This is a genomic window from Bacillus sp. AM 13(2015), from assembly GCF_001518755.1.
In the GTDB taxonomy this organism is placed as follows: domain Bacteria; phylum Bacillota; class Bacilli; order Bacillales; family Bacillaceae; genus Bacillus; species Bacillus safensis.
The window spans coordinates 17,859-37,329 of sequence record NZ_LKCP01000089.1; the positions used below are offsets into that span (position 1 = coordinate 17,859).

A 19,471-nucleotide genomic window follows, 5' to 3' on the forward strand; every position below is an offset into this window, starting at 1 on the left:
AAGGAGAGAAATTAAAAATGCCATACATTGTTGACGTATATGCACGCGAAGTATTAGACTCTCGCGGTAACCCAACAGTTGAAGTAGAAGTTTACACAGAATCTGGCGGCTTTGGCCGTGCGCTTGTTCCAAGTGGTGCTTCTACTGGTGAATATGAAGCAGTAGAACTACGTGACGGAGACAAAGACCGTTACCTTGGAAAAGGTGTTCTGACAGCTGTAAACAACGTAAACGAAATCATTGCACCAGAGCTTTTAGGCTTTGATGTAACAGAACAAGTAGCGATCGACAAAATGTTAATCGAACTTGACGGAACAGAAAACAAAGGGAAATTAGGCGCAAACGCAATCCTTGGCGTATCTATCGCTGTAGCACGTGCGGCTGCTGATTTCTTACAAATTCCACTTTATCAATACCTTGGTGGATTCAACTCCAAAACGCTTCCAGTACCGATGATGAACATCGTCAACGGTGGAGAGCATGCGGATAACAACGTAGACATTCAAGAATTCATGATTATGCCTGTAGGTGCTCCAAACTTCCGTGAAGCACTTCGCATGGGCGCTCAAATCTTCCATAGCCTGAAATCTGTATTAAGTGCAAAAGGCTTAAACACAGCTGTAGGTGACGAAGGTGGATTCGCTCCAAACCTTGGTTCTAACGAAGAAGCACTTCAAACAATCGTTGAAGCGATCGAAAAAGCTGGCTTCAAACCAGGTGAAGAAGTGAAACTTGCAATGGATGCTGCATCTTCTGAGTTCTACAACAAAGAAGACGGTAAATATCATTTATCAGGCGAAGGTGTTGTGAAAACATCTGCTGAAATGGTTGACTGGTATGAAGATATGGTATCGAAATACCCAATCATCTCTATCGAAGACGGCCTTGATGAAAACGACTGGGAAGGTCACAAACTATTAACTGAGCGCCTTGGCAGCAAGGTTCAGTTAGTAGGAGACGACTTGTTCGTTACAAATACGAAGAAGCTTTCTGAAGGAATCAAAAACGGCGTTGGTAACTCAATCCTGATCAAAGTAAACCAAATCGGTACATTAACTGAAACATTTGATGCAATCGAAATGGCAAAACGCGCAGGATACACAGCTGTTATTTCTCACCGTTCTGGTGAAACTGAAGACAGCACAATTGCAGACATCGCTGTTGCAACAAACGCTGGACAAATCAAAACAGGTGCTCCGTCTCGTACGGACCGTGTGGCGAAATACAACCAATTACTTCGCATCGAAGATCAATTGGCTGAAACAGCACAATATCACGGCATTGCAACATTCTATAACTTGAATAAATAATGTCAGCTATGCGCTGCGTTCCACTCTTTTATGAGATCGGGACGCAGCGTTTTTTTTGTTGGCTAATTCATTTGACTTATCCTATTTCTGTAAAACCTCCTCCTTCAGTTAGAGAAGAAGTCAACATCCCCTCCATTTATAAGCACTAAATCATGAAAATTCGTCTAAAAATATGATCTGAAATGAACTTATGCTTTCTGTAAGGGGGTGGTATCATTTTACATATATTAGGGGGTGATGAGATGCTGAATCCTTTTGGCCTTCGTTTTCCAGTAGGTGTGTATATGTATGTTCTTCACCTATTGGCGGCATATGATGAAAGGAAGCAACGAATTCTAACTTCTAAGAATGTACAGAAAAACGCATTTTGGATTTATGTCCTTGCCGCTATATTGGGCATTATTTCACTTGGAGCATTGATTTGGGCATGCAAGACATTTGGACAGGGCTCGAAATTTTTAGGAGAGTTCAAATTATTAGGCATGTACGTTAAAATCCAGTGTGGTTATTAACAGGGATGAGAACAGATGCAAGGTCATCTGTTCTATCTGAATCAAACGGAGGGATATGATGCTGACATTACAATTAAAAGAAAAAACATATAGCCGCACCTTCTCTCTCCGCAATATTCAAATAAGTGTCGAGAAAGGGCAGATGCTACTGCTTTTGGGGCATAATGGTGCGGGAAAGACAACGATGATCCAATCCATGTTTGGGCTGACGCCATTTATAGGATGCGTCACTTTACATGGTAAACAGCTGAACCTTCAATCCTCAGAACATATCTCCTTATTGAAAAAACATGTTTCCTATATTCCTGATGACCATTCGTTGTTCGATTATTTATCGCCGAGGGAATACTTTCAATTACTTCAGCTGCCAAATGAGCAAGATGTCACACGGGAAGAGACGTTTATTGATCTGTTTGAGCTGGGGTCGTATATGGATCAGCCTATCGCTCAGCTGTCTCATGGCAATCAAAAGAAAACGCAGATCATTTCCCAGCTCCTCAGGCCATGTGATTATTATGTGTTTGATGAGCCAACGAACGGACTTGATCCAGATATGATGATCATCTTAAAAAAGGTGCTCATGAAGCTGAGAGAGCAAGGCGCTGGCATTCTCATTTCAACCCATCATTTGAGTTTTGGTGATACGCTTTATGACCATCTCATGATCTTGAGAAATGGAGACGTCAAGCTGGATATGTCCCGCCAAGAAACGAATCAGACATTTCCTCATCAGGCACTTGAAGAGATTTATAAAGAAGTGAATCGAGATTACTATATGCAGGTGGAGAGGTTACTCAATGATCTGGACACGACACGTTCTTCATAAAATAGAATGGGGGATGCTGACAGCGAAAGTCAAGCAGCTCGCAAAAAAGTACCCTATACAGCTTCTCGCAGCCGCGGCTTTTTTCTTGCTCATGTATGCGATATACGTCGTTATCAGCCTGCGCTTTTTCATGCAGGCAGGAGAAAGCGAGCCGGCTGCTCTATACCTCCAATTGATGAAAATGACGCTTTTACTTTTAAGCGTAGGCATTGTGTTATCCCGCAATAAATTAAAGCGCCAGGAATATCAATTCTACTTTTTGAATAGTGCGATACAAAGTGTGCCATTTGTCCTTTGTGTATATTTCTTTCCGATGCTCTTTTGTTTCCTCGTGGTTGGACTGCTTTTTTTACCGATTGTATTAGGCCTTTTGATCAGCGGTGTTACGCCATCTCTGTATTGGATAACGGTTGTGTGCATGACTTGCTGTGTATTGGTGCTGCTTGCACTTGCTTCTTGGATGGTGATGCGGATTGCTGTGAGCCATTTCGTATCAAAAACAAAAGAGCATTTGCTGCTGCAAACGCTCGGCTTTGCGGTGCTGAATCTATTGGTGTTTCTCCTTTTGCAAAAAGCAATGGAGATGATCCGCGTATGGCCATCAGTCTATCTCATATTTCTAATGCTCCTTCTAAGCGCTGGCTGGCTATGGCTGAAGGGGTTAGCGGCTTCTTATGTCCATTGGATGTTTTTGCAGCTGAAAACAGAGGTGAAGTCGTTTTCTTATAAGAAAATCAGAACGCAATCTTCCTTTCTAACGCACCTGCGGCAGGAATTGGTCTATTTCAGCCGGTCAGCTGTTTTTAAAGAACAGGGCATTTTGTTTTTATTTCTCGTTTGTTTAACGGCGGGGCTGCCATTTGTTTTTACACCGGTAGAAATCGGCTGGCTGTATGCCTTTATTGTTCAGTATGCGTTAAAGGAAATATTGATCATGCTTCCGCTGATGATTGGCAGAGAATATCATATGAATCAAAGGGCCATCTTTATGTTAAATACATCAAAGGGCGCTTATTTGTTGTCGAGAATTTTATTTTATTACGCTATTAATTTGTTGATATATTTTGTGTTTATTGGGTTTGCATCTATGGTGATAGGCATTGAAAGTGAAGGCCATGTCCTTGCAAGTTTGTCCATTTTGTTGATCACTGTCATGGCGGCCTGTACCGGATTTATCGTGAAGATCAGTGAGTTTAATAAACTGTTTGTCATCGTAATGATGATTGCTGTATTCAGCTTCATCGATATGCTTTTATTGAAGTGGCTTTCAACAGATGTGTATCTTCTCGCCACCGCCTATCTGCTAGGTTCACTTGCATTTTTTAGCTGTATTTATGCGGTCATGTTAAAGAGGCCTGTCTTGCGATGATAGAGCTTGTGTGTAGTTTCCTAGCGGTTGTGCTGATACATGAACTCGGTCATATGCTGATGATCATGGTGTGTAACAAAATTGAAAAAAGACCGCTCTTTGATTTTGTGATAACGATTGATTGGAAGCATGTGGCGGTCGTCCATGAGAAATTTGTCCGGCCGAGCTTCAATATGATCGTGGCACTTGCAGGCCCGCTCTTTCCGGTGCTTTGTTCGATTGTGCTTTTTATGATATGGAAGCATCCGGTAAGTCATCAACTGCTGTTTTTTTCTTTACTAAATACGGTGATGCTGCATCCAGCTTGCCCAGACGGGAAAAATATCACAGCCAGTTTAAAAGAGATGAAGGAGAGAAAGAGATGATTAAAGTATTTCATTCGTTTTCCAGCGGTTTAACACTTGCGATGCTGTATGTATTTGCTGTGTTTATGACCCCTGTTTTTTTACTGCTGCTAGAGGTCAATCATGTTGAATCAAGTCCATCAATGTTTGGCATGCCATTTTATATCATGAAAATTGAAGAGTATCAATTCAGTTCAGAGGCGACGCTCTTTGGATGTGTGGTCTGCTTTTTAGCTGGCGCCGTGCTCTATTTTTTTATTCAATATGTGAAGCATGTGGTGAAAAAGCGCAGAACATAAAAAAAAGCAGACGGAACAAAACATCAGTCTGCTTGCAAAGTGAGTGAGAGCCGTACCATATCCATACACTGAATGCCATTTTCAAAAATCGGTTCATCATAATGTTTAAGAAAGAAATCGTGGTCAATAGATGTCATGCGGAAGCCGCATTTCTGATAAAGTGCGAGCTGCTGGATACTCGAGTTACCTGTGCCGATTTCAATCGTGTGAAAGCCGGAGGCTTTCGCTTCAGAAATGGCATGGCGGATCAGCTGCTTTCCAATTCCTTTTCCTTGCCATGATTCCTTCACGGCGACGTTGATAATTTCGACTGTCTGCTGAGACAGAGATAAAAGCACATAGATACCAATCACGTCCTGTTCATGATAAGCGGCATAACAAGAACCGGATTGCACATATTCAAGTACCTTTTCCTTTGAAGGATCAGCTAAGAGTAAAAGATCCATAGGGACAGAATGATCACCTGACAATGGCCGAATTTGTATCATGTTTTTCATCCTTTCTATTCTTTAATATATCCTTGTTTCACACCCCAATCATATTGATCCTGTACCCATTGTGAAGGCGGATTGTGGGTGACATTTGGGTCTTTTTTGACAGTTGTTTTCCTTGGAGTCTGTGAAGTCTGCTTATTCGCTTGAGCAGTGGCTTTCGCTGCTGTCAGCTCTTTTTGAAGCTGGTCGATTTTTGCCTCAAGCGCTTTACGCTGTTGGACTTCTTTTTGATAGGCTTTCTTTTCTTTTTTGAGCTTTTTCGTGATGGTAGACAGTTTCTTTTTTTGATCTTCGTTTTTATGCTTCAAATCTGCTTGATTTGATTTTAACTTCGAAAGCTGCTCAGTGTTCGTTTTGCTTTCTTGCTGATGTTTTTCCTCTGCTGCTTGGATGGACTGCTGCTGCCAAACAATCCAGCCGGCTGCTCCTAAAACCACAGCGCATAGAAGGATGATGGTGATCGTTTTCTTCATGTGTCATTCCCCTTTCTTTAAACCTTTATTATCATCGGTTAAATATATACAGGTTTTAACATCACAAGGGAATATTCACATCAGATTGGCAGACACTATGAAAAAAGGAGGGTGTCTGTTGATTTCCTTTATGATTCATGTCGTGGTCTCATTATTTGCTGTATCAAACCCTATTGGAAACGTGCCTCTTTTTATTACCTTAACAGAGGGATATACAGAGAAAGAACGCTCCCAAACAGCCAAAAAAGCCATTGTGGTCTCTTTCATTATTTTGGTTGCTTTTCTATTGGCAGGGAGGCTCATTTTCAAATTGTTTGGGATCGATATTCATGCTCTCCGCATCGCCGGAGGTATTTTCATTTTTGGTATCGCTTACAATTTACTGAATGCAAAGGAGTCACATGTCCAAAATCCTCATTCTGAGGAAAAGGCAGAAAGCAAAGAAAAGGCGGATGTCTCCGTTACGCCGCTGGCGATTCCGATCATCGCTGGTCCCGGTACAATCGCTACAGTGATGAGCTTAACCCCGGGAAGTCAAGGGATGCTTCACATGTTTGCGATTTTAATCGGCATTGTCATCGTACTGGCGATGACCTTTTATGCTTTTCATTATTCAAGTTTCATTATGCGAAAAATGGGGAAAACAGAGATGAATGTCGTGACGCGCTTAATGGGATTAATTCTTGCTGTAGTGGCAGTTGAAATGATTGGTGCGGGCTTAAAAGGGATGTTTCCGATGTTTATGTCATAAGTGTATATAAAAAAGCTGTTTTTTTCTACAATGATGTAAAATAAAACAGCTTTTTTTAAGGTTTCGGCACATGCTTAAATACTTCTTCACTCTCAAAGAATTCAATTAAGCGGCTAATCCAATCATAGTAATCAAGACTTTCCTTGATTTCTGAAAGAAGCAGATTGATTTTATCCTCTGTCTCTTCTGGCAGGTCGTCCTGTTCAAGCAATTCCAGCAATTCCTTGCACGTTTTCTTATGTGCTTTGCGGTTTTTGCTGACAACTCGGGACCAATTGGCTGCAAACAAGGAAATAAACGTTTGGTATTGATCTTGCTCAACGTCATAAAGATCTTTACGTATTCCTTTTTCATAAACCTTTTCCGCAATATTCAAATCGAGCATTTCTCGAACGACTTGACTCATTCTCGTTTTGCTCATGCCTGTCGCCTCTGATAGCTCTCCAAGCGTCATTGGTTTACGGTTCATGTGAATGATACCAAGCACTCTACCTACTGTAGAAGAAAGACCAAAGGCATTCATGTTCTCGGCAGCTTTTTCAATATAATGATCCTGTGCTTTTTGAATGGCGCCTAACGCTTGCTTGTCCACTCCCCGATTCATCCCTTCACGACTGACAATTTGTAACACAATATATCATATACCTGTTTGTTGATGAAAACAATAAATATTGAGTATTTGCTCGTAATTTGGAGGAAAAAGGAGAGATCTCTATCTAGCAGGACGTTAACTGAAAATTTTAAATAAATGTTATGCAATACAAACACATCATAAACTTTTTATTTTATAAAGTTTGCACTATAATAAATAAGGTGTAAATTTTCTGAAAATATTAATCCGACTAATGGAGGTGTCTCATTTGCTGAAACTAGAGAATGTATCTAAGACGTATAAAGGCGGAAAAAAAGCTGTCAAAAATATTGATTTAGAAATAGCAAAAGGAGAATTTATTTGTTTTATTGGACCGAGTGGCTGTGGTAAGACAACAACCATGAAGATGATCAACCGACTCATCGAACCTTCCTCAGGAAACATCTTCATCGAGGGAGAAAATATTATGAAAAAAGATCCAGTTCAATTAAGAAGAGAAATTGGCTATGTCATTCAGCAAATTGGACTGTTCCCCCATATGACCATCGCACAAAACATTTCACTTGTTCCAAAGCTGTTAAAATGGCCGGAAGAAAAACGAAAAGAACGGGCACGTGAACTGCTGAAGCTTGTCGACATGGGACCAGAATATTTAGAACGCTACCCTCATGAACTCAGCGGAGGACAGCAGCAGCGCATCGGTGTTCTTCGCGCACTAGCAGCGGAACCCCCTCTGATCCTCATGGATGAACCGTTTGGCGCACTTGATCCAATCACTCGAGATTCATTGCAGGAAGAATTTAAGAAACTGCAAAAAACGTTAAATAAAACCATCGTATTCGTCACACATGACATGGACGAAGCCATTAAACTAGCTGATCGAATTGTGATTTTAAAAGATGGAGAGATTGTCCAAGTAGGTACGCCTGACGATATTCTGCGGAACCCTGCCAATGAATTCGTAGAAGAATTCATCGGAAAAGAACGTCTGCTTCAATCAAATCCGAATATGGAACGTGTAGAACAAATGATGAACACGTCACCAGTCACCATTACAGTTGAAAAAACATTAACAGATGCCATCTACATCATGAGAGAAAAGCGGGTCGATTCCTTGCTTGTAGTAGATGAACATCATGTGCTAAAAGGCTATATCGACATTGAAACAATCGATGCGAACCGCAGAAAAGCAGCTTTCGTTGGTGATATTTTAAATACAGAGTTCTATACCGTACAAGAAGGCGCACTTCTAAGAGACACTGTCCGGAAAATCTTAATACGCGGCATTAAATATGTACCGGTTGTGGATGCAGAAGGGCACTTAAAAGGCATTGTGACACGTGCAAGTCTTGTAGATGTTGTGTACGACTCCATTTGGGGAGACGATACGCCGGCGGCTGTCACTGAAATGAATTAAGGGAGGTGTACACATGGATCAAATCATCGACTTTCTAGAGAAAAATGGTGGGGAACTCCTCACAAAAATGTGGGAGCATTTATATATTTCCTTAATTGCTGTTGTGCTTGGTATTATCGTTGCCGTTCCTTTAGGTGTGGTTCTCACACGAATGAAACGAGGCGCAGGCTTTATCATCGGTATCGTGAATATCTTTCAAACACTCCCTAGTTTAGCGATTCTTGCCTTTTTTATTCCTATTTTGGGGGTTGGGAAAATACCTGCAATCGTTGCTCTCTTTTTCTATTCGGTTTTACCTATTTTAAGAAATACGTATGCCGGGGTCCAAGGTGTGAACAAAAACTTGCTTGAATCCGGTAAAGGAATCGGGATGACAACATGGGAACAAATTCGTCTTGTTGAACTCCCGCTTGCTGTACCGGTCATTATGGCAGGTGTCAGAACGTCAACGATTTATTTAATTGGCTGGACAACACTTGCAGCCTTTATCGGTGGAGGCGGTCTAGGTGACTACATTTTGATTGGACTTCAGCTGTATCAGCCGGAATTTATTATTGCAGGTGCGATCCCAGTCACGATTTTAGCAGTCATCATCGACCTATCATTAATGAAGCTGGAGAAAAAAGTAACACCAGAAGGCTTAAAAGGATTGAAGGAAGTTTCATAAGGAGTTGGCTTATGTGAAGAATCGAAAAACAAAATGGATCAGTGCACTGCTTGCCGGATGCTTGCTATTGATAAGCGGCTGTTCACTTCCTGGACTAGCCGGCTCCTCAGGGGGCACGCTGCGAATCGGAGCACAAAACTTTACCGAATCAGAAATTATGGCCTATATGGTTGGCGATATGATCGAACATTACACAGATAAAAAGACAACCATTGTGAAAAACCTAGGCTCCAACACTGTGCAGCAGAAAGCAATGGAAAACGGAGACGTTGACATCTCTGCCACAAGATATTCAGGCACGGATTTAACAAGTACGCTTGGAATGGATGCAGAAAAAGACCCGGAGCGTGCGATGGAGATTGTCCAAAAAGAATTTAAGAAACGATATGATTACAAATGGTTTGATTCTTATGGGTTTGATAATACGTATGCCTTTGCCGTGACGCAGAAGATGGCGAAGGAAAACAAGTTAGAAACGGTTTCTGATTTGAAAAAGAATGCGAACAATTACCGTTTTGGTGTCGATAACGTATGGCTCAAAAAGAAAGGCGACGGCTATGAAGGGTTTGTGAAAACATACGGAATTAAATTTGGCAGCACATATCCGATGCAAATTGGTTTAGTCTATGATGCATTAAAAAATGAAAAAATGGATATTGTGCTTGCCTATTCTACAGATGGACGAATCAAGGCCTATAACCTTAAAATTTTAAAAGATGATAAACGTTTCTTCCCGCCATATGATGCATCGCCAGTAGTCCCGGAGAAAGTCTTAAAAGAAAATCCAGGGCTTAATAAGGTGATCAACAGGCTGATCGGAAAAATCGATACAGAACAAATGCAAGAGTTGAACTATCAAGTCGACGGCGAGCTTCAAGAACCAGCAACCGTTGCGAAGAATTTCCTGAAAAAACACAATTACTTTGAGTAAGATGGGGAGGTGTCACGGCTGATGGACACACTGCAGCAATTATGGACGTATTATCAGCAGAACGGTTCATATGTGTTAGAAGAATTTTATCGGCATTTTCTCATGTCGGCGTATGGGGTGTTGTTTGCGGCGATTGTCGGGATTCCAGTAGGCATCTTTGTGGCGCATTACCGCAAGCTGAGCAATTGGGTCTTCGCCATTACCAACGTCATTCAAACGATACCGGCATTAGCGATGCTTTCCGTGTTGATGCTTGTATTAGGACTTGGCGCAAATACAGTCATCCTATCACTCTTTTTGTATTCGCTTCTGCCGATCATCCGAAACACGTATACAGGCATTGTCAGCATTGAACATGCCTATTTAGAATCAGGTAAAGCGATGGGCATGACGAAATGGCAAGTGCTGAGAATGGTTGAATTACCGCTTGCTTTATCAGTCATTATGGCAGGTTTAAGAACCGCACTGGTCATCGCCATCGGTATTACAGCGATTGGAACATTTGTGGGCGCGGGAGGTCTTGGTGATATCATCATCAGAGGATCAAACGCCACAAACGGAACAGCCATCATTTTAGCAGGTGCGATCCCAACGGCACTCATGGCTATCATTGCTGACCTTGTCATGGGCTGGCTCGAACGCTATTTAAGCCCGACAAACAAGAAAAAAGAAAGAAAAGCGTTAGCTGAAAAAAACATCACATCTGCTTAAGCGGTTGAAAAGACAAAACCTCCCTTACATCTGTAAGGGAGGTTGTTTTATGATGATCAGACAGTTCACATGCATGTATTTTATGATTCAAGCGTGATCCATTCAGAGGACCACTTCGCAATTTCTTCAAAAACGGGTGCAAGTGAACGTCCCATATCTGTTAAAGAATACTCTATGCGCACGGGTGTTTCAGCAAAAACCTCCCGTTTTACAATACCTGCTGCCTCCAGCTCTTTTAATCTCTCAGATAATACTCTTCCGCTTAAATTTGTCAGGGCTGCCTCAATTTCACTAAAGCGCTGCTGACCTGAGAGAAGCTGAAAAACAATCAGTGCCACCCAGCGTTTGCTCAATAACTCAACTGCTTTTTCAAACCGCGGGCACATGTCAGATTGATTCATCTTTCTTCACTCCAATCTGAACCCATTATACCGTAAATCTGTCATAAATCGGCGTAAAAAGCTTGTTAATGATGAAAACATTTATGAGGATGATCGGCTGTTTAACATAAATAACAAATAGCGGTTGAGGTCCTCTATTTCTTTTTTCGAAAGGGTCGACCATATGTCACCATCAAATATTTCGAGATCATCAAGTTCATATTGCGCTGCGGCTTCCTTTATTTTGGATAAAGCCAGATCCTCTTCCTTGATCTGATGGACAGGAGAGACTTCCTCAATATAGCCCGCAGCCTGCATCATGTCTTCATAAGGTACCTTTAACGCACCAGCTAGCTTTTTAATCGTAGGAGGTTTCGGAATGCCGCGTTTCCCGTTTTCAATACGAGAAATACCGGCAGCGCTGACCTCAGAATACATCGCTAATTGGTTCACTGACAGCTTCTTTTCTTCACGTAATGCTCTTAAATATGCACCAAAGTTCATCAACGCAAAACCTCACATGGTTATAGATTCGATATGTCTATTTTACTTGATATGTTGACTATTGGCAATAAGTATACCATGAAAATATTGACATTAGTTAATGGTGGATGTACATTAGGTTTATGCCCCGCTATTTGTTCGCCTTTTTTTGGTTGATGAGCGTGAGAAAGTATTCATTCAGCTGGCTGATGTCTTGTGCGGAGAGCCTTTCCCATTTGTCCCCGTCAAAAATGGGAAGATGTTCTACATCCTTTTGAAGCGCCGTTTGATAGATTTTTAACATGGACTCATATTTCGGTTTCATTTCATGAACTTGTTCCTGTTCAATATGACCGGCAAGCAGCATTAAATCCTCATAAGGCACCTTCAAGGCGTGTGCTAATTTTTTTATGGTTAAAGGCTTTGGCACACCGCGCTTTCCATTTTCAATACGAGAAATACCAGCAGCGCTTACACCTGAATACATGGCAAGTTGATTGACCGACATTTTTCTATTTTCTCTTAAAATGCGTAATTGTTCACCAAAGTGATTCATGACATCGAACCTCACATTTCAGTATATGACTTATTTTAGTATGATCATTGACCAAAGGAAATAGCAGAGGGGCAAAAGTGTTGACATAAGTTAATGAATCTGCTTGATGTGAGAGCCTTACATGTTGTACATATTGATTCCATAGGAGGTTGTAATGATGGTCGAAAAGATTCAGATCAGGCGGGCTTTTGTCATGCAGTATATGATCGAGAACGATATGTCTTTAAATCAGCTCGCTGATGAAATTGGCATCTCTCCTGCCACTCTTAGCAGGGTATTAAATGGTCACCGAAAACCAGGACAGCTTGTCATTGGCAAAATGATTCATTACTTTGATAAAAAATTTGAAGATCTATTTTACTATGAAAATGTTGACAAAAGTCAATAATTCATATCATCACCAAGGAGGAAATGTCATTGAAAAGGACTGGGATGGTCAGACAAATTGATTCTCTCGGCAGAATTGTTCTGCCCTCAGAAATGCGCAAGGTACTCAATATTAAAGAAGAGCAGCTGTTAGAAATTTTCATTGAAGATCAAACCATTATGCTGAAAAAATATGATGCAGATAAGAGCTGCCTGCTAACGGGACAAGTGACGAAGTACAACAAAAGCTATGGAAATGGAAGCGTGATGCTGAGTCCTGAAGGAGCTGAACGTTTGTTAGAAGAATTAAAACAGCTATTGAAGGAAGAAGCAACTCATTAAAAATGAGTTTTTAACCGGAAAATTGCATATAAAAATGCTGCAGCCAGCACTTTGGAACGAAATTGTATCAAAATAACGAATCAAGTCGACAATATATAGGAAATCTTTATTTTGATGTTTCGTGACATGCACCTTGTTTTCATGTAAAATAAAGTTATGTGTACCAGTTTGTCTGGAGGTGTTTTCATGCACGCATTTGTTATCACATTACTCGTAATTGTCAGTATCGCACTTATCATCGTTGTATTACTACAATCAAGTAAAAGTGCTGGACTGTCAGGCGCTATTTCAGGTGGAGCCGAGCAGCTTTTCGGTAAACAAAAAGCGAGAGGCCTTGACTTGATTCTTCACCGATTAACGGTTATTTTGTCAGTGCTTTTCTTCATCTTAACACTTGCATTGGCATATTTAGGCGTGTAAAGCGCGAGTAACAGAAGGTCTGATCTTTTTTCAGACCTTTTTTTATTATCAGCACTCTTTTGTGTTTGTTTCATACATACAAGTGGAAAATATAAACCATATCAGAAGGAAAGGAAGTCACATCATCATGAAAGTTGTTACACCAAAACCATTTACGTTTAAAGGTGGAGAAAAGGCGGTGCTTCTTCTTCACGGTTTTACTGGGAATACAGCCGATGTTCGAATGCTTGGTCGTTATTTGAACGAAAGAGGATATACATGCCATGCACCTCAATATAAAGGACACGGTGTGCCGCCAGAAGAGCTTGTTCATACAGGCCCGTCTGACTGGTGGAAAGATGTAGAAGAAGGCTATCAATTCTTAAAAGATGAGGGCTATGAGGAGATTGCGGTTTGCGGACTATCCCTCGGAGGAGTTTTTTCATTGAAATTAGGTTACACTGTACCTGTAAAGGGAATTGTACCTATGTGTGCACCTATGTACATAAAAAGTGAAGAAGTCATGTACCAGGGTGTACTAGATTATGCCCGTAACTATAAGAAATTTGAGGGTAAGTCAGAGAATCAAATTGAACAAGAAATGGAAGCGTTCAAGAAGACACCAATGGATACTCTCAAGAGCCTGCAAGAACTGATTGCAGATGTCAGAAACAATGTCGACATGATCTATTCACCTACTTTTGTTGTGCAGGCACGTCACGATCATATGATTAATACAGACAGTGCGAATATCATTTATAACGAAGTAGAGACAGATGATAAGCATCTGAAATGGTATGAAGAATCAGGCCATGTCATCACGCTTGATAAAGAGCGGGAGAAGGTTCATCAGGATGTCTATGCATTCTTAGAATCGCTTGATTGGTCAATTTAAATATATAGGGGGTTAGAGTGTGCAAAAAGAAGAATTTATGGATGAATTACTCGCTTTTATGAAAGAAGAAGCGTATAAACCGTTAACAGTTCAAGAGCTGGAAGTCATGATGGAGATTACCAATCCTGATGATTATAAAGAGCTCGTCAAAGCACTTGTGACGCTGGAAGATCAAGGACTCATCGTTCGCACGCGCAGCGACCGTTACGGTGTACCAGAAAAAATGAATTTAGTAAAAGGAAAGCTGTCTGCTCATGCAAAAGGATTTGCATTTGTAACGCCTGAAGAGTTTGGACAGGATGATATTTTCATTCCGCCAAATGAGTTAGGCACAGCGATGAATGGCGATACCGTCATGGTTCGTGTCAGCCACAAATCAAACGGCACGAAAAAAGAAGGAACTGTCATCCGCATTCTGGAGCGCAATACTCAGACGGTTGTCGGTACCTATACTGAAACGAAAAGCTTTGGCTTTGTTATTCCTGATGATAAAAAAATCACAAACGATATCTTCATTCCGAAATCCGCTAAAAACGGAGCGGTCGAAGGTCATAAAGTCGTTGTGACGCTGACAAGCTACCCTGAAGGAAGAATGAGTGCAGAGGGTGAAGTGACTGAAATCCTTGGTCATAAAAATGACCCTGGCATTGATATTTTGTCGATCATTCATAAGCACGGTCTGCCAGGTGAGTTCCCAGAAGAAGCGCTTCAGCAGGCAGCGGACACACCGGAAACGATTGATGAAAAGGACCTTGAAGGCAGACGCGACTTGCGCAATGAAACGATTGTGACGATTGACGGTGCAGATGCGAAGGACTTAGATGATGCCGTAACTGTGCAAAAGCTGGAGGATGGCAAATATAAGCTTGGCGTGCACATTGCAGACGTTTCTCATTATGTTACAGAGAATTCCCCGATTGATCAGGAAGCTTATGAACGTGGAACGAGTGTGTATCTCGTCGACCGCGTCATTCCGATGATTCCGCATCGTTTGTCTAACGGTATTTGTTCATTGAATCCCAAGGTCGATCGTCTCACCTTGTCTTGTGAAATGGTCATTGATCGAAACGGAAAAGTCGTCAAACACGAGATTTTCCAAAGTGTGATCAAAACGACAGAGAGAATGACCTATTCCGATGTAAATAAGATTTTAGTCGACCAAGATGAAGAACTTCTAAACAAATATGAGCCGCTTGTTCCGATGTTCCAAGAGATGGAGAAGCTTGCAGAGATTCTACGTGACAAACGAATGGAGCGCGGAGCTGTAGACTTTGATTTCAAGGAAGCAAAAGTACTTGTAGATGATGAAGGAGCAGCAAAAGACGTTGTCATTCGTGAGCGTTCCGTTGCAGAGAAATTAATTGAAGAATTCATGCTTGTTGCAAACGAAACGGTTGCAGAGCATTTCCACTGGATGAATGTTCCGTTCATTTACCGAATTCACGAAGAACCAAATCCTGAGAAACTTCAGCGCTTTTTAGAGTTCGTGACGACGTTTGGTTACATTGTAAAAGGAACGTCAACGAATATTCACCCGCGCGCACTTCAAAGTGTCCTCGATGCTGTAAGGGATCAACCAGAAGAAGTCGTCATTCAAACTGTGATGCTTCGCTCTATGAAACAGGCGAAGTATGATCCAGAAAGCATTGGCCATTTTGGATTATCAACGGAATTCTATACACACTTCACATCACCGATCCGACGTTACCCGGATTTAATCGTGCATAGACTGATTAGAACCTATTTGATTCAGAAAAAGACAGATGAAGCGACCCTAGAAAAGTGGGGCCAGCTGCTGCCTGAAATCGCAGATCATGCGTCGACAATGGAGCGCCGCTCAGTCGATGCAGAGCGTGAAACAGATGATCTGAAGAAGGCAGAGTTTATGCTAGATAAAATCGGTGAAGAGTTTGATGGCATGATTAGTTCCGTGACGAACTTCGGACTATTCGTTGAACTGCCAAATACGATAGAAGGTCTTGTCCATGTCAGCTACATGACTGACGACTATTATCGCTTTGATGAGCAGCACTTTGCCATGATCGGTGAACGGACAGGAAATGTCTACCGAATCGGTGATGAAATCACTGTCAAAGTTGTGAATGTCAATAAAGATGAGCACTCGATTGATTTTGAAATCGTCGGTATGAAGGGCACTCGCCGTAAATCACCAAAAGATTTCAAGTTCAAAAAACGGACAGATCCACCAGCGAAAAAAGGGCGTGGAGGTCAAAAAGCCTCTGGGGAAAAAGGCAAAGAGGATAAAAACGGAAGTGACTGGTTCACAAGCCGTAAAAAGAAGAAAAAGAAAAAACGCGTATTTGAAAACGCACCGAAACAAAAACGCAAAAAGAAAAAGTAACGTGTCAAAAAGCAAATAGGGCATCACGCTCTATTTGCTTTTTGACCACATGGCGTCAGCATTGTCGAAAGCTGGATTGTTTGATAAAATAATCTGTACGATTTGGACCGTGTTTGTGTCAAAAGGAGGGTGTACGCCAATGCCAAAGGGAGAGGGAAAGGTTGTTTCCCAAAACAAAAAAGCAAATCATGATTACTTTATAGAAGAAACTTACGAAGCCGGCCTTGTATTACAAGGAACTGAAATCAAATCGATTCGTGCTGGAAAAGTGAATTTAAAAGATTCCTTTGCCAAAATCGAGCGAGGAGAAGTGTTTCTTCACAATATGCACGTGAGCCCATACGAACAGGGGAACCGTTATAACCATGATCCGCTGAGAACGAGAAAGCTGCTGCTTCATCGCAAGCAAATCAGCAAATTGATTGGTGCGACAAAGGAAGAAGGCTACTCACTTGTGCCTCTGAAACTATATTTGAAAAATGGCTTTGCAAAAGTGCTGATTGGAATTGGGAAAGGGAAGAAGAAATACGATAAACGTGAAGATCTGAAGAAAAAAGATGCAAAACGTGAAATCGAACGTGCCTTCCGCGATCGTCAAAAGCAATTCTAGCCTGATGCAGATGGCTTGCTGAGAGCGGAAGCATTATGCTACAATATGTTATGCAGTAAACAATCAACGCTGTTTTGACAGAAACCACCAGTTGTTTCGAACAGTGAGATTGTTATAATAGTTATATACGGAAGCAGTGAAGCTGAACTTCCATCCCGTATATCCCTTTTTACAAGGGGACGTTACGGATTCGACAGGGATGGTTCGAGCTTAGGCTGCGAGCCGAGAGGCGATCTCGTTAACACGCACTTAAATGTAACTGGCAAAACTAAAAGTTTTAACCAAAACTTAGCACTAGCTGCCTAATAAGCGCAGCGAGCTCTTCCTGACATCGCCTATGTGTCTGTGAGGAGCCCAATGAAGTAGGCTACGCTTACGTTTCCGTCTGAGGACGTAAGAAGAGATCCATCAGACTAGCTCTCCAAGCGCCCGTCAGCAGGCATGAGGATGAGTGAACACAAAATATGTTGACTACGCTCGTAGACGCTTAAGTAATCGATGTCTCTGGACGTGGGTTCGACTCCCACCGTCTCCATCAAAACTTTTAGAATGCAGTCGTATCAAGGGTTTGAAAGCTCTTGATGCGGGACTGGCAACATGAAAATTGAGATTAAATACAAGAAGACGCTATTGATAGCGTCTTTTTTTTATGCTTTTTATAATTTTTTAACAGAAAAGCCAAATGAGGATCTATTTACTAATAAATTGAATGAATAGCTAAATATAACTACTATTTAACCGATGAAATGTAGGAATGTTACACCATATACAAGTGGCAATTTCATTAAATTTAAAGCTTGAAAATAACAGCAGGAATGCAGAAGGAGTTTATCTTAGTGAACAAAGTAAAGACTAAATCACTATTCGCAACGATGATCATGCTTGCTGTGCTGATGGTATTCGGTACAGCGTGCAGCAACCAAAAAGCAGAAAAAGAATATGCCGAGTGGTATGAGAACTACAGAAGTGATATCGAAGACACAATGCTCGTGTTTGCTAAAAAGATGGTGGCCATTGATGCAGGTAATGATGAATGGCTTGGATCTGTCGAGAAGTCACTTTTTGATGTACAAAAAGTCATTGATGAGGGTAATGAAAAGAAAAACGTTCCTGGTGCTTATAAAAAAGCACATGAGTATTTGCTAAAAGCAAACAAAGGATATCAATATGCCGTAGAAGAAACACCGAAAGCACTTGAAAATCTTGATCTTGAATCATTGGATAACATTTCGAAAAGTCTCGACAAAGCATACGATCAAACAGCCAAAGCCGATGACGAAGTAGAAAAAGTCTCAAAGGATAAGGAGTAATTCACACATGAAGACAAATAAAAGGACAATGATTTCAGTATTTCTTCTAGTATTTACATTGATGATGAGCACAGCATGCGGTAAAAATGAAGCAGCAAACGGTTCATCGTCAAATAAAACGCCGGCAAAACAAGAAAAAATTGAAAAGATGACCGATAAAGAATATGCTGCATGGTATAAGGGGTATTTAAAACGTTTTGAAGATAGAATTATGCCTTTCTTTTTTTCATTAGTTCCAATGGATAATGTTTATGATAAAGAATGGGCTAGTGAACTTGAGAAGAAAATTGATAGCCTGCGAGAATTACTTAGCGAAGCCAAAGAAAACGAAAACAAAGTTCCTGATACGTATAAAAAAGTAAATAGTTACTTAGTAAAAACAGATGACAAATTAGAACCGGTCTTCAAAGATATCATAAAGGTTACAAAGCAAGATAAGGTCGTTGATGATGATTTGAATTTCATAGATTCTAGAATGAAGAAAGCATTAGAAGAGATGGTTCTTGCAAAAACAGAAGTTAGTAAAATTGAAGATGAGAAAGCTAAAGATACACCAAAGGACAAATCAAAATCTTGATTTTAAAAAATGATGCTGGAACTTTTTAAGGGAGATACACCGAACTTGGATCACAACAGAAAAAGAGATGCCACATCTGGCATCTCTTTTCTTATGTACGGTTTCTCATAGAAGACACCAACAACCGAACAAACAAAGGAAAAACGACAACCACCGCAAACATCATCAAAAATTCATCTGACACAAGTTCCACAAATGTTGTCTGAATCACATAAATCGCAATCAGCAGCAAGTAACTGATCAAAAATAATAATCCAGAACTTCTCTTTTCAAACGGTTTTTCTAAAAGAATCAGTATAAACAGCCCCGTCATGATCATCCAAAAAATCATATTTCTTTCGAGTCTCCTCTCCATTCATCCCCACATTGTACAGATATTTCTCCGAGCGCAACATACTTCTCCCTCAATTTAAGCAAAAAGTAGTGAAAATATAAGGGGGCACGAACAGGTAACGCCTGAAAATTTACAAAAAACCTCCAACCAATTCAAAATCA

General features: G+C 40.9%; 26 protein-coding genes and 1 other RNA gene. 20 read left to right on the top strand and 7 right to left on the bottom strand.

Going from position 1 to position 19,471, the window contains the following annotated elements; translation table 11 throughout:
- Nucleotides 1-17: 17 nt before the first annotated feature.
- From eno to AOQ70_RS17025, 6 genes are all read left to right on the top strand, one after another.
- Nucleotides 18-1,310, top strand: a complete 1,293-nt coding sequence (gene eno, locus AOQ70_RS17000; protein WP_003212752.1) for a phosphopyruvate hydratase — start codon at nucleotides 18-20, stop codon at nucleotides 1,308-1,310.
- A gap of 242 nt (nucleotides 1,311-1,552) precedes the next feature.
- The gene (locus tag AOQ70_RS17005) at nucleotides 1,553-1,822 is read left to right on the top strand and encodes a hypothetical protein (RefSeq protein ID WP_058837604.1); all 270 of its coding nucleotides are present in this window, start codon (nucleotides 1,553-1,555) and stop codon (nucleotides 1,820-1,822) included.
- Nucleotides 1,823-1,880: 58 nt separating this feature from the next.
- Nucleotides 1,881-2,648, top strand: a complete 768-nt coding sequence (locus AOQ70_RS17010; protein ID WP_047202985.1) for an ATP-binding cassette domain-containing protein — start codon at nucleotides 1,881-1,883, stop codon at nucleotides 2,646-2,648.
- Nucleotides 2,620-4,017 carry a hypothetical protein gene (locus AOQ70_RS17015; RefSeq protein ID WP_059377576.1) on the top strand — a complete coding sequence of 466 codons (1,398 nt, stop codon included), beginning with the start codon at nucleotides 2,620-2,622 and terminating at the stop codon, nucleotides 4,015-4,017. The genes AOQ70_RS17010 and AOQ70_RS17015 overlap by 29 nt, the downstream gene beginning before the upstream one ends.
- Complete coding sequence (locus tag AOQ70_RS17020; RefSeq protein ID WP_059377583.1) at nucleotides 4,014-4,382, top strand: hypothetical protein; 369 nt, start codon at nucleotides 4,014-4,016, stop codon at nucleotides 4,380-4,382. Before AOQ70_RS17015 ends, AOQ70_RS17020 begins: the two co-directional genes overlap by 4 nt.
- Nucleotides 4,379-4,660, top strand: a complete 282-nt coding sequence (locus AOQ70_RS17025; RefSeq protein WP_039181498.1) for a hypothetical protein — start codon at nucleotides 4,379-4,381, stop codon at nucleotides 4,658-4,660. Before AOQ70_RS17020 ends, AOQ70_RS17025 begins: the two co-directional genes overlap by 4 nt.
- Before the next feature lie 23 nt (nucleotides 4,661-4,683).
- Here the strand turns inward: AOQ70_RS17025 and AOQ70_RS17030 are convergent, their stop codons facing one another.
- Both AOQ70_RS17030 and AOQ70_RS17035 read right to left on the bottom strand, forming a co-directional pair.
- Nucleotides 4,684-5,148, bottom strand: coding sequence for a GNAT family N-acetyltransferase (locus AOQ70_RS17030; protein WP_039181496.1), 465 nt, complete (start codon nucleotides 5,146-5,148; stop codon nucleotides 4,684-4,686).
- Between the two features lie 14 nt (nucleotides 5,149-5,162).
- The gene (locus AOQ70_RS17035) at nucleotides 5,163-5,627 is read right to left on the bottom strand and encodes a hypothetical protein (protein ID WP_059377588.1); all 465 of its coding nucleotides are present in this window, start codon (nucleotides 5,625-5,627) and stop codon (nucleotides 5,163-5,165) included.
- 118 nt (nucleotides 5,628-5,745) lie between these two features.
- On the opposite strand from AOQ70_RS17035, the gene AOQ70_RS17040 reads away from it, so the two are divergent.
- Nucleotides 5,746-6,378, top strand: a complete 633-nt coding sequence (locus AOQ70_RS17040) for a MarC family protein (RefSeq protein WP_047202979.1) — start codon at nucleotides 5,746-5,748, stop codon at nucleotides 6,376-6,378.
- A 55-nt stretch (nucleotides 6,379-6,433) separates the two neighbouring features.
- Here AOQ70_RS17040 and AOQ70_RS17045 read toward each other — a convergent pair whose 3' ends face one another.
- Complete coding sequence (locus AOQ70_RS17045; RefSeq protein WP_024426065.1) at nucleotides 6,434-6,970, bottom strand: GbsR/MarR family transcriptional regulator; 537 nt, start codon at nucleotides 6,968-6,970, stop codon at nucleotides 6,434-6,436.
- Nucleotides 6,971-7,238: 268 nt separating this feature from the next.
- Here AOQ70_RS17045 and AOQ70_RS17050 point away from each other — a divergent pair, with 268 nt between their 5' ends.
- Genes AOQ70_RS17050 through AOQ70_RS17065 form a run of 4 tightly spaced genes read left to right on the top strand, consistent with a single transcriptional unit; the run spans nucleotide 7,239 to nucleotide 10,696 of the window.
- Nucleotides 7,239-8,387 (top strand): betaine/proline/choline family ABC transporter ATP-binding protein, encoded by a 1,149-nt coding sequence (locus tag AOQ70_RS17050; RefSeq protein WP_039181485.1) that lies wholly within the window; start codon nucleotides 7,239-7,241, stop codon nucleotides 8,385-8,387.
- 13 nt (nucleotides 8,388-8,400) lie between these two features.
- Entirely contained in the window at nucleotides 8,401-9,054 is a 654-nt protein-coding gene (locus AOQ70_RS17055; protein WP_025094045.1) for an ABC transporter permease, read from the top strand.
- Between the two features lie 13 nt (nucleotides 9,055-9,067).
- A complete protein-coding gene (locus AOQ70_RS17060; RefSeq protein ID WP_039181479.1) occupies nucleotides 9,068-9,985 on the top strand; it encodes an osmoprotectant ABC transporter substrate-binding protein in 918 nt (305 codons plus the stop codon).
- A gap of 21 nt (nucleotides 9,986-10,006) precedes the next feature.
- Complete coding sequence (locus AOQ70_RS17065; RefSeq protein ID WP_034280931.1) at nucleotides 10,007-10,696, top strand: ABC transporter permease; 690 nt, start codon at nucleotides 10,007-10,009, stop codon at nucleotides 10,694-10,696.
- An 80-nt stretch (nucleotides 10,697-10,776) separates the two neighbouring features.
- On the opposite strand, the gene AOQ70_RS17070 is transcribed toward AOQ70_RS17065, so the two are convergent.
- The 3 genes from AOQ70_RS17070 to AOQ70_RS17080 all read right to left on the bottom strand — a co-directional run bounded on the left by AOQ70_RS17070 (nucleotide 10,777) and on the right by AOQ70_RS17080 (nucleotide 12,115).
- Entirely contained in the window at nucleotides 10,777-11,097 is a 321-nt protein-coding gene (locus tag AOQ70_RS17070; RefSeq protein ID WP_024423485.1) for a winged helix-turn-helix transcriptional regulator, read from the bottom strand.
- An 81-nt stretch (nucleotides 11,098-11,178) separates the two neighbouring features.
- Complete coding sequence (locus tag AOQ70_RS17075) at nucleotides 11,179-11,580, bottom strand: helix-turn-helix domain-containing protein (protein ID WP_059377593.1); 402 nt, start codon at nucleotides 11,578-11,580, stop codon at nucleotides 11,179-11,181.
- A 130-nt stretch (nucleotides 11,581-11,710) separates the two neighbouring features.
- Nucleotides 11,711-12,115: a helix-turn-helix domain-containing protein gene (locus AOQ70_RS17080; protein ID WP_034660010.1), complete on the bottom strand. Its 405-nt coding sequence runs from the start codon at nucleotides 12,113-12,115 to the stop codon at nucleotides 11,711-11,713.
- Nucleotides 12,116-12,269: 154 nt separating this feature from the next.
- Here AOQ70_RS17080 and AOQ70_RS17085 point away from each other — a divergent pair, with 154 nt between their 5' ends.
- The 9 genes from AOQ70_RS17085 (at nucleotide 12,270) to AOQ70_RS17125 (ending at nucleotide 18,976) form a co-directional block, all read left to right on the top strand.
- Nucleotides 12,270-12,503, top strand: coding sequence for a helix-turn-helix domain-containing protein (locus AOQ70_RS17085; protein WP_024719830.1), 234 nt, complete (start codon nucleotides 12,270-12,272; stop codon nucleotides 12,501-12,503).
- A gap of 29 nt (nucleotides 12,504-12,532) precedes the next feature.
- Entirely contained in the window at nucleotides 12,533-12,823 is a 291-nt protein-coding gene (locus AOQ70_RS17090) for an AbrB/MazE/SpoVT family DNA-binding domain-containing protein (protein WP_047202977.1), read from the top strand.
- A gap of 186 nt (nucleotides 12,824-13,009) precedes the next feature.
- Nucleotides 13,010-13,243 carry a preprotein translocase subunit SecG gene (gene secG, locus AOQ70_RS17095; RefSeq protein ID WP_003212746.1) on the top strand — a complete coding sequence of 78 codons (234 nt, stop codon included), beginning with the start codon at nucleotides 13,010-13,012 and terminating at the stop codon, nucleotides 13,241-13,243.
- Nucleotides 13,244-13,370: 127 nt separating this feature from the next.
- Complete coding sequence (locus tag AOQ70_RS17100) at nucleotides 13,371-14,117, top strand: alpha/beta hydrolase (protein ID WP_058837612.1); 747 nt, start codon at nucleotides 13,371-13,373, stop codon at nucleotides 14,115-14,117.
- 19 nt (nucleotides 14,118-14,136) lie between these two features.
- On the top strand, nucleotides 14,137-16,479 hold the full coding sequence (rnr, locus tag AOQ70_RS17105) for a ribonuclease R (RefSeq protein ID WP_059377599.1): 2,343 nt from the start codon (nucleotides 14,137-14,139) through the stop codon (nucleotides 16,477-16,479).
- Between the two features lie 139 nt (nucleotides 16,480-16,618).
- Nucleotides 16,619-17,089: an SsrA-binding protein SmpB gene (smpB, locus tag AOQ70_RS17110; protein ID WP_012011279.1), complete on the top strand. Its 471-nt coding sequence runs from the start codon at nucleotides 16,619-16,621 to the stop codon at nucleotides 17,087-17,089.
- Nucleotides 17,090-17,264: 175 nt separating this feature from the next.
- Nucleotides 17,265-17,627: a transfer-messenger RNA gene (ssrA, locus tag AOQ70_RS17115) on the top strand.
- 298 nt (nucleotides 17,628-17,925) lie between these two features.
- Nucleotides 17,926-18,399 carry a hypothetical protein gene (locus AOQ70_RS17120; RefSeq protein WP_039181448.1) on the top strand — a complete coding sequence of 158 codons (474 nt, stop codon included), beginning with the start codon at nucleotides 17,926-17,928 and terminating at the stop codon, nucleotides 18,397-18,399.
- Between the two features lie 7 nt (nucleotides 18,400-18,406).
- Nucleotides 18,407-18,976, top strand: coding sequence for a hypothetical protein (locus tag AOQ70_RS17125; protein WP_039181445.1), 570 nt, complete (start codon nucleotides 18,407-18,409; stop codon nucleotides 18,974-18,976).
- Between the two features lie 91 nt (nucleotides 18,977-19,067).
- Here the strand turns inward: AOQ70_RS17125 and AOQ70_RS17130 are convergent, their stop codons facing one another.
- Nucleotides 19,068-19,307, bottom strand: coding sequence for a hypothetical protein (locus tag AOQ70_RS17130; protein WP_059377601.1), 240 nt, complete (start codon nucleotides 19,305-19,307; stop codon nucleotides 19,068-19,070).
- Nucleotides 19,308-19,471 lie beyond the last annotated feature (164 nt).

Bases quoted from the DNA above. Each gene is read 5' to 3' on its own strand.
- AOQ70_RS17005 (WP_058837604.1), top strand. From the start codon at position 1,553: ATGCTGAATCCTTTTGGCCTTCGTTTTCCAGTAGGTGTGTATATGTAT.
- AOQ70_RS17075 (WP_059377593.1), bottom strand. From the start codon at position 11,580: ATGAACTTTGGTGCATATTTAAGAGCATTACGTGAAGAAAAGAAGCTG.
- AOQ70_RS17100 (WP_058837612.1), top strand. From the start codon at position 13,371: ATGAAAGTTGTTACACCAAAACCATTTACGTTTAAAGGTGGAGAAAAG.
- AOQ70_RS17085 (WP_024719830.1), top strand. From the start codon at position 12,270: ATGATGGTCGAAAAGATTCAGATCAGGCGGGCTTTTGTCATGCAGTAT.
- AOQ70_RS17055 (WP_025094045.1), top strand. From the start codon at position 8,401: ATGGATCAAATCATCGACTTTCTAGAGAAAAATGGTGGGGAACTCCTC.
- AOQ70_RS17065 (WP_034280931.1), top strand. From the start codon at position 10,007: ATGGACACACTGCAGCAATTATGGACGTATTATCAGCAGAACGGTTCA.
- secG (WP_003212746.1), top strand. From the start codon at position 13,010: ATGCACGCATTTGTTATCACATTACTCGTAATTGTCAGTATCGCACTT.
- AOQ70_RS17015 (WP_059377576.1), top strand. From the start codon at position 2,620: ATGATCTGGACACGACACGTTCTTCATAAAATAGAATGGGGGATGCTG.
- AOQ70_RS17035 (WP_059377588.1), bottom strand. From the start codon at position 5,627: ATGAAGAAAACGATCACCATCATCCTTCTATGCGCTGTGGTTTTAGGA.
- eno (WP_003212752.1), top strand. From the start codon at position 18: ATGCCATACATTGTTGACGTATATGCACGCGAAGTATTAGACTCTCGC.
- AOQ70_RS17130 (WP_059377601.1), bottom strand. From the start codon at position 19,307: ATGATTTTTTGGATGATCATGACGGGGCTGTTTATACTGATTCTTTTA.
- smpB (WP_012011279.1), top strand. From the start codon at position 16,619: ATGCCAAAGGGAGAGGGAAAGGTTGTTTCCCAAAACAAAAAAGCAAAT.
- AOQ70_RS17010 (WP_047202985.1), top strand. From the start codon at position 1,881: ATGCTGACATTACAATTAAAAGAAAAAACATATAGCCGCACCTTCTCT.
- AOQ70_RS17025 (WP_039181498.1), top strand. From the start codon at position 4,379: ATGATTAAAGTATTTCATTCGTTTTCCAGCGGTTTAACACTTGCGATG.
- AOQ70_RS17125 (WP_039181445.1), top strand. From the start codon at position 18,407: ATGAAGACAAATAAAAGGACAATGATTTCAGTATTTCTTCTAGTATTT.
- AOQ70_RS17030 (WP_039181496.1), bottom strand. From the start codon at position 5,148: ATGATACAAATTCGGCCATTGTCAGGTGATCATTCTGTCCCTATGGAT.
- AOQ70_RS17020 (WP_059377583.1), top strand. From the start codon at position 4,014: ATGATAGAGCTTGTGTGTAGTTTCCTAGCGGTTGTGCTGATACATGAA.
- AOQ70_RS17080 (WP_034660010.1), bottom strand. From the start codon at position 12,115: ATGAATCACTTTGGTGAACAATTACGCATTTTAAGAGAAAATAGAAAA.
- AOQ70_RS17070 (WP_024423485.1), bottom strand. From the start codon at position 11,097: ATGAATCAATCTGACATGTGCCCGCGGTTTGAAAAAGCAGTTGAGTTA.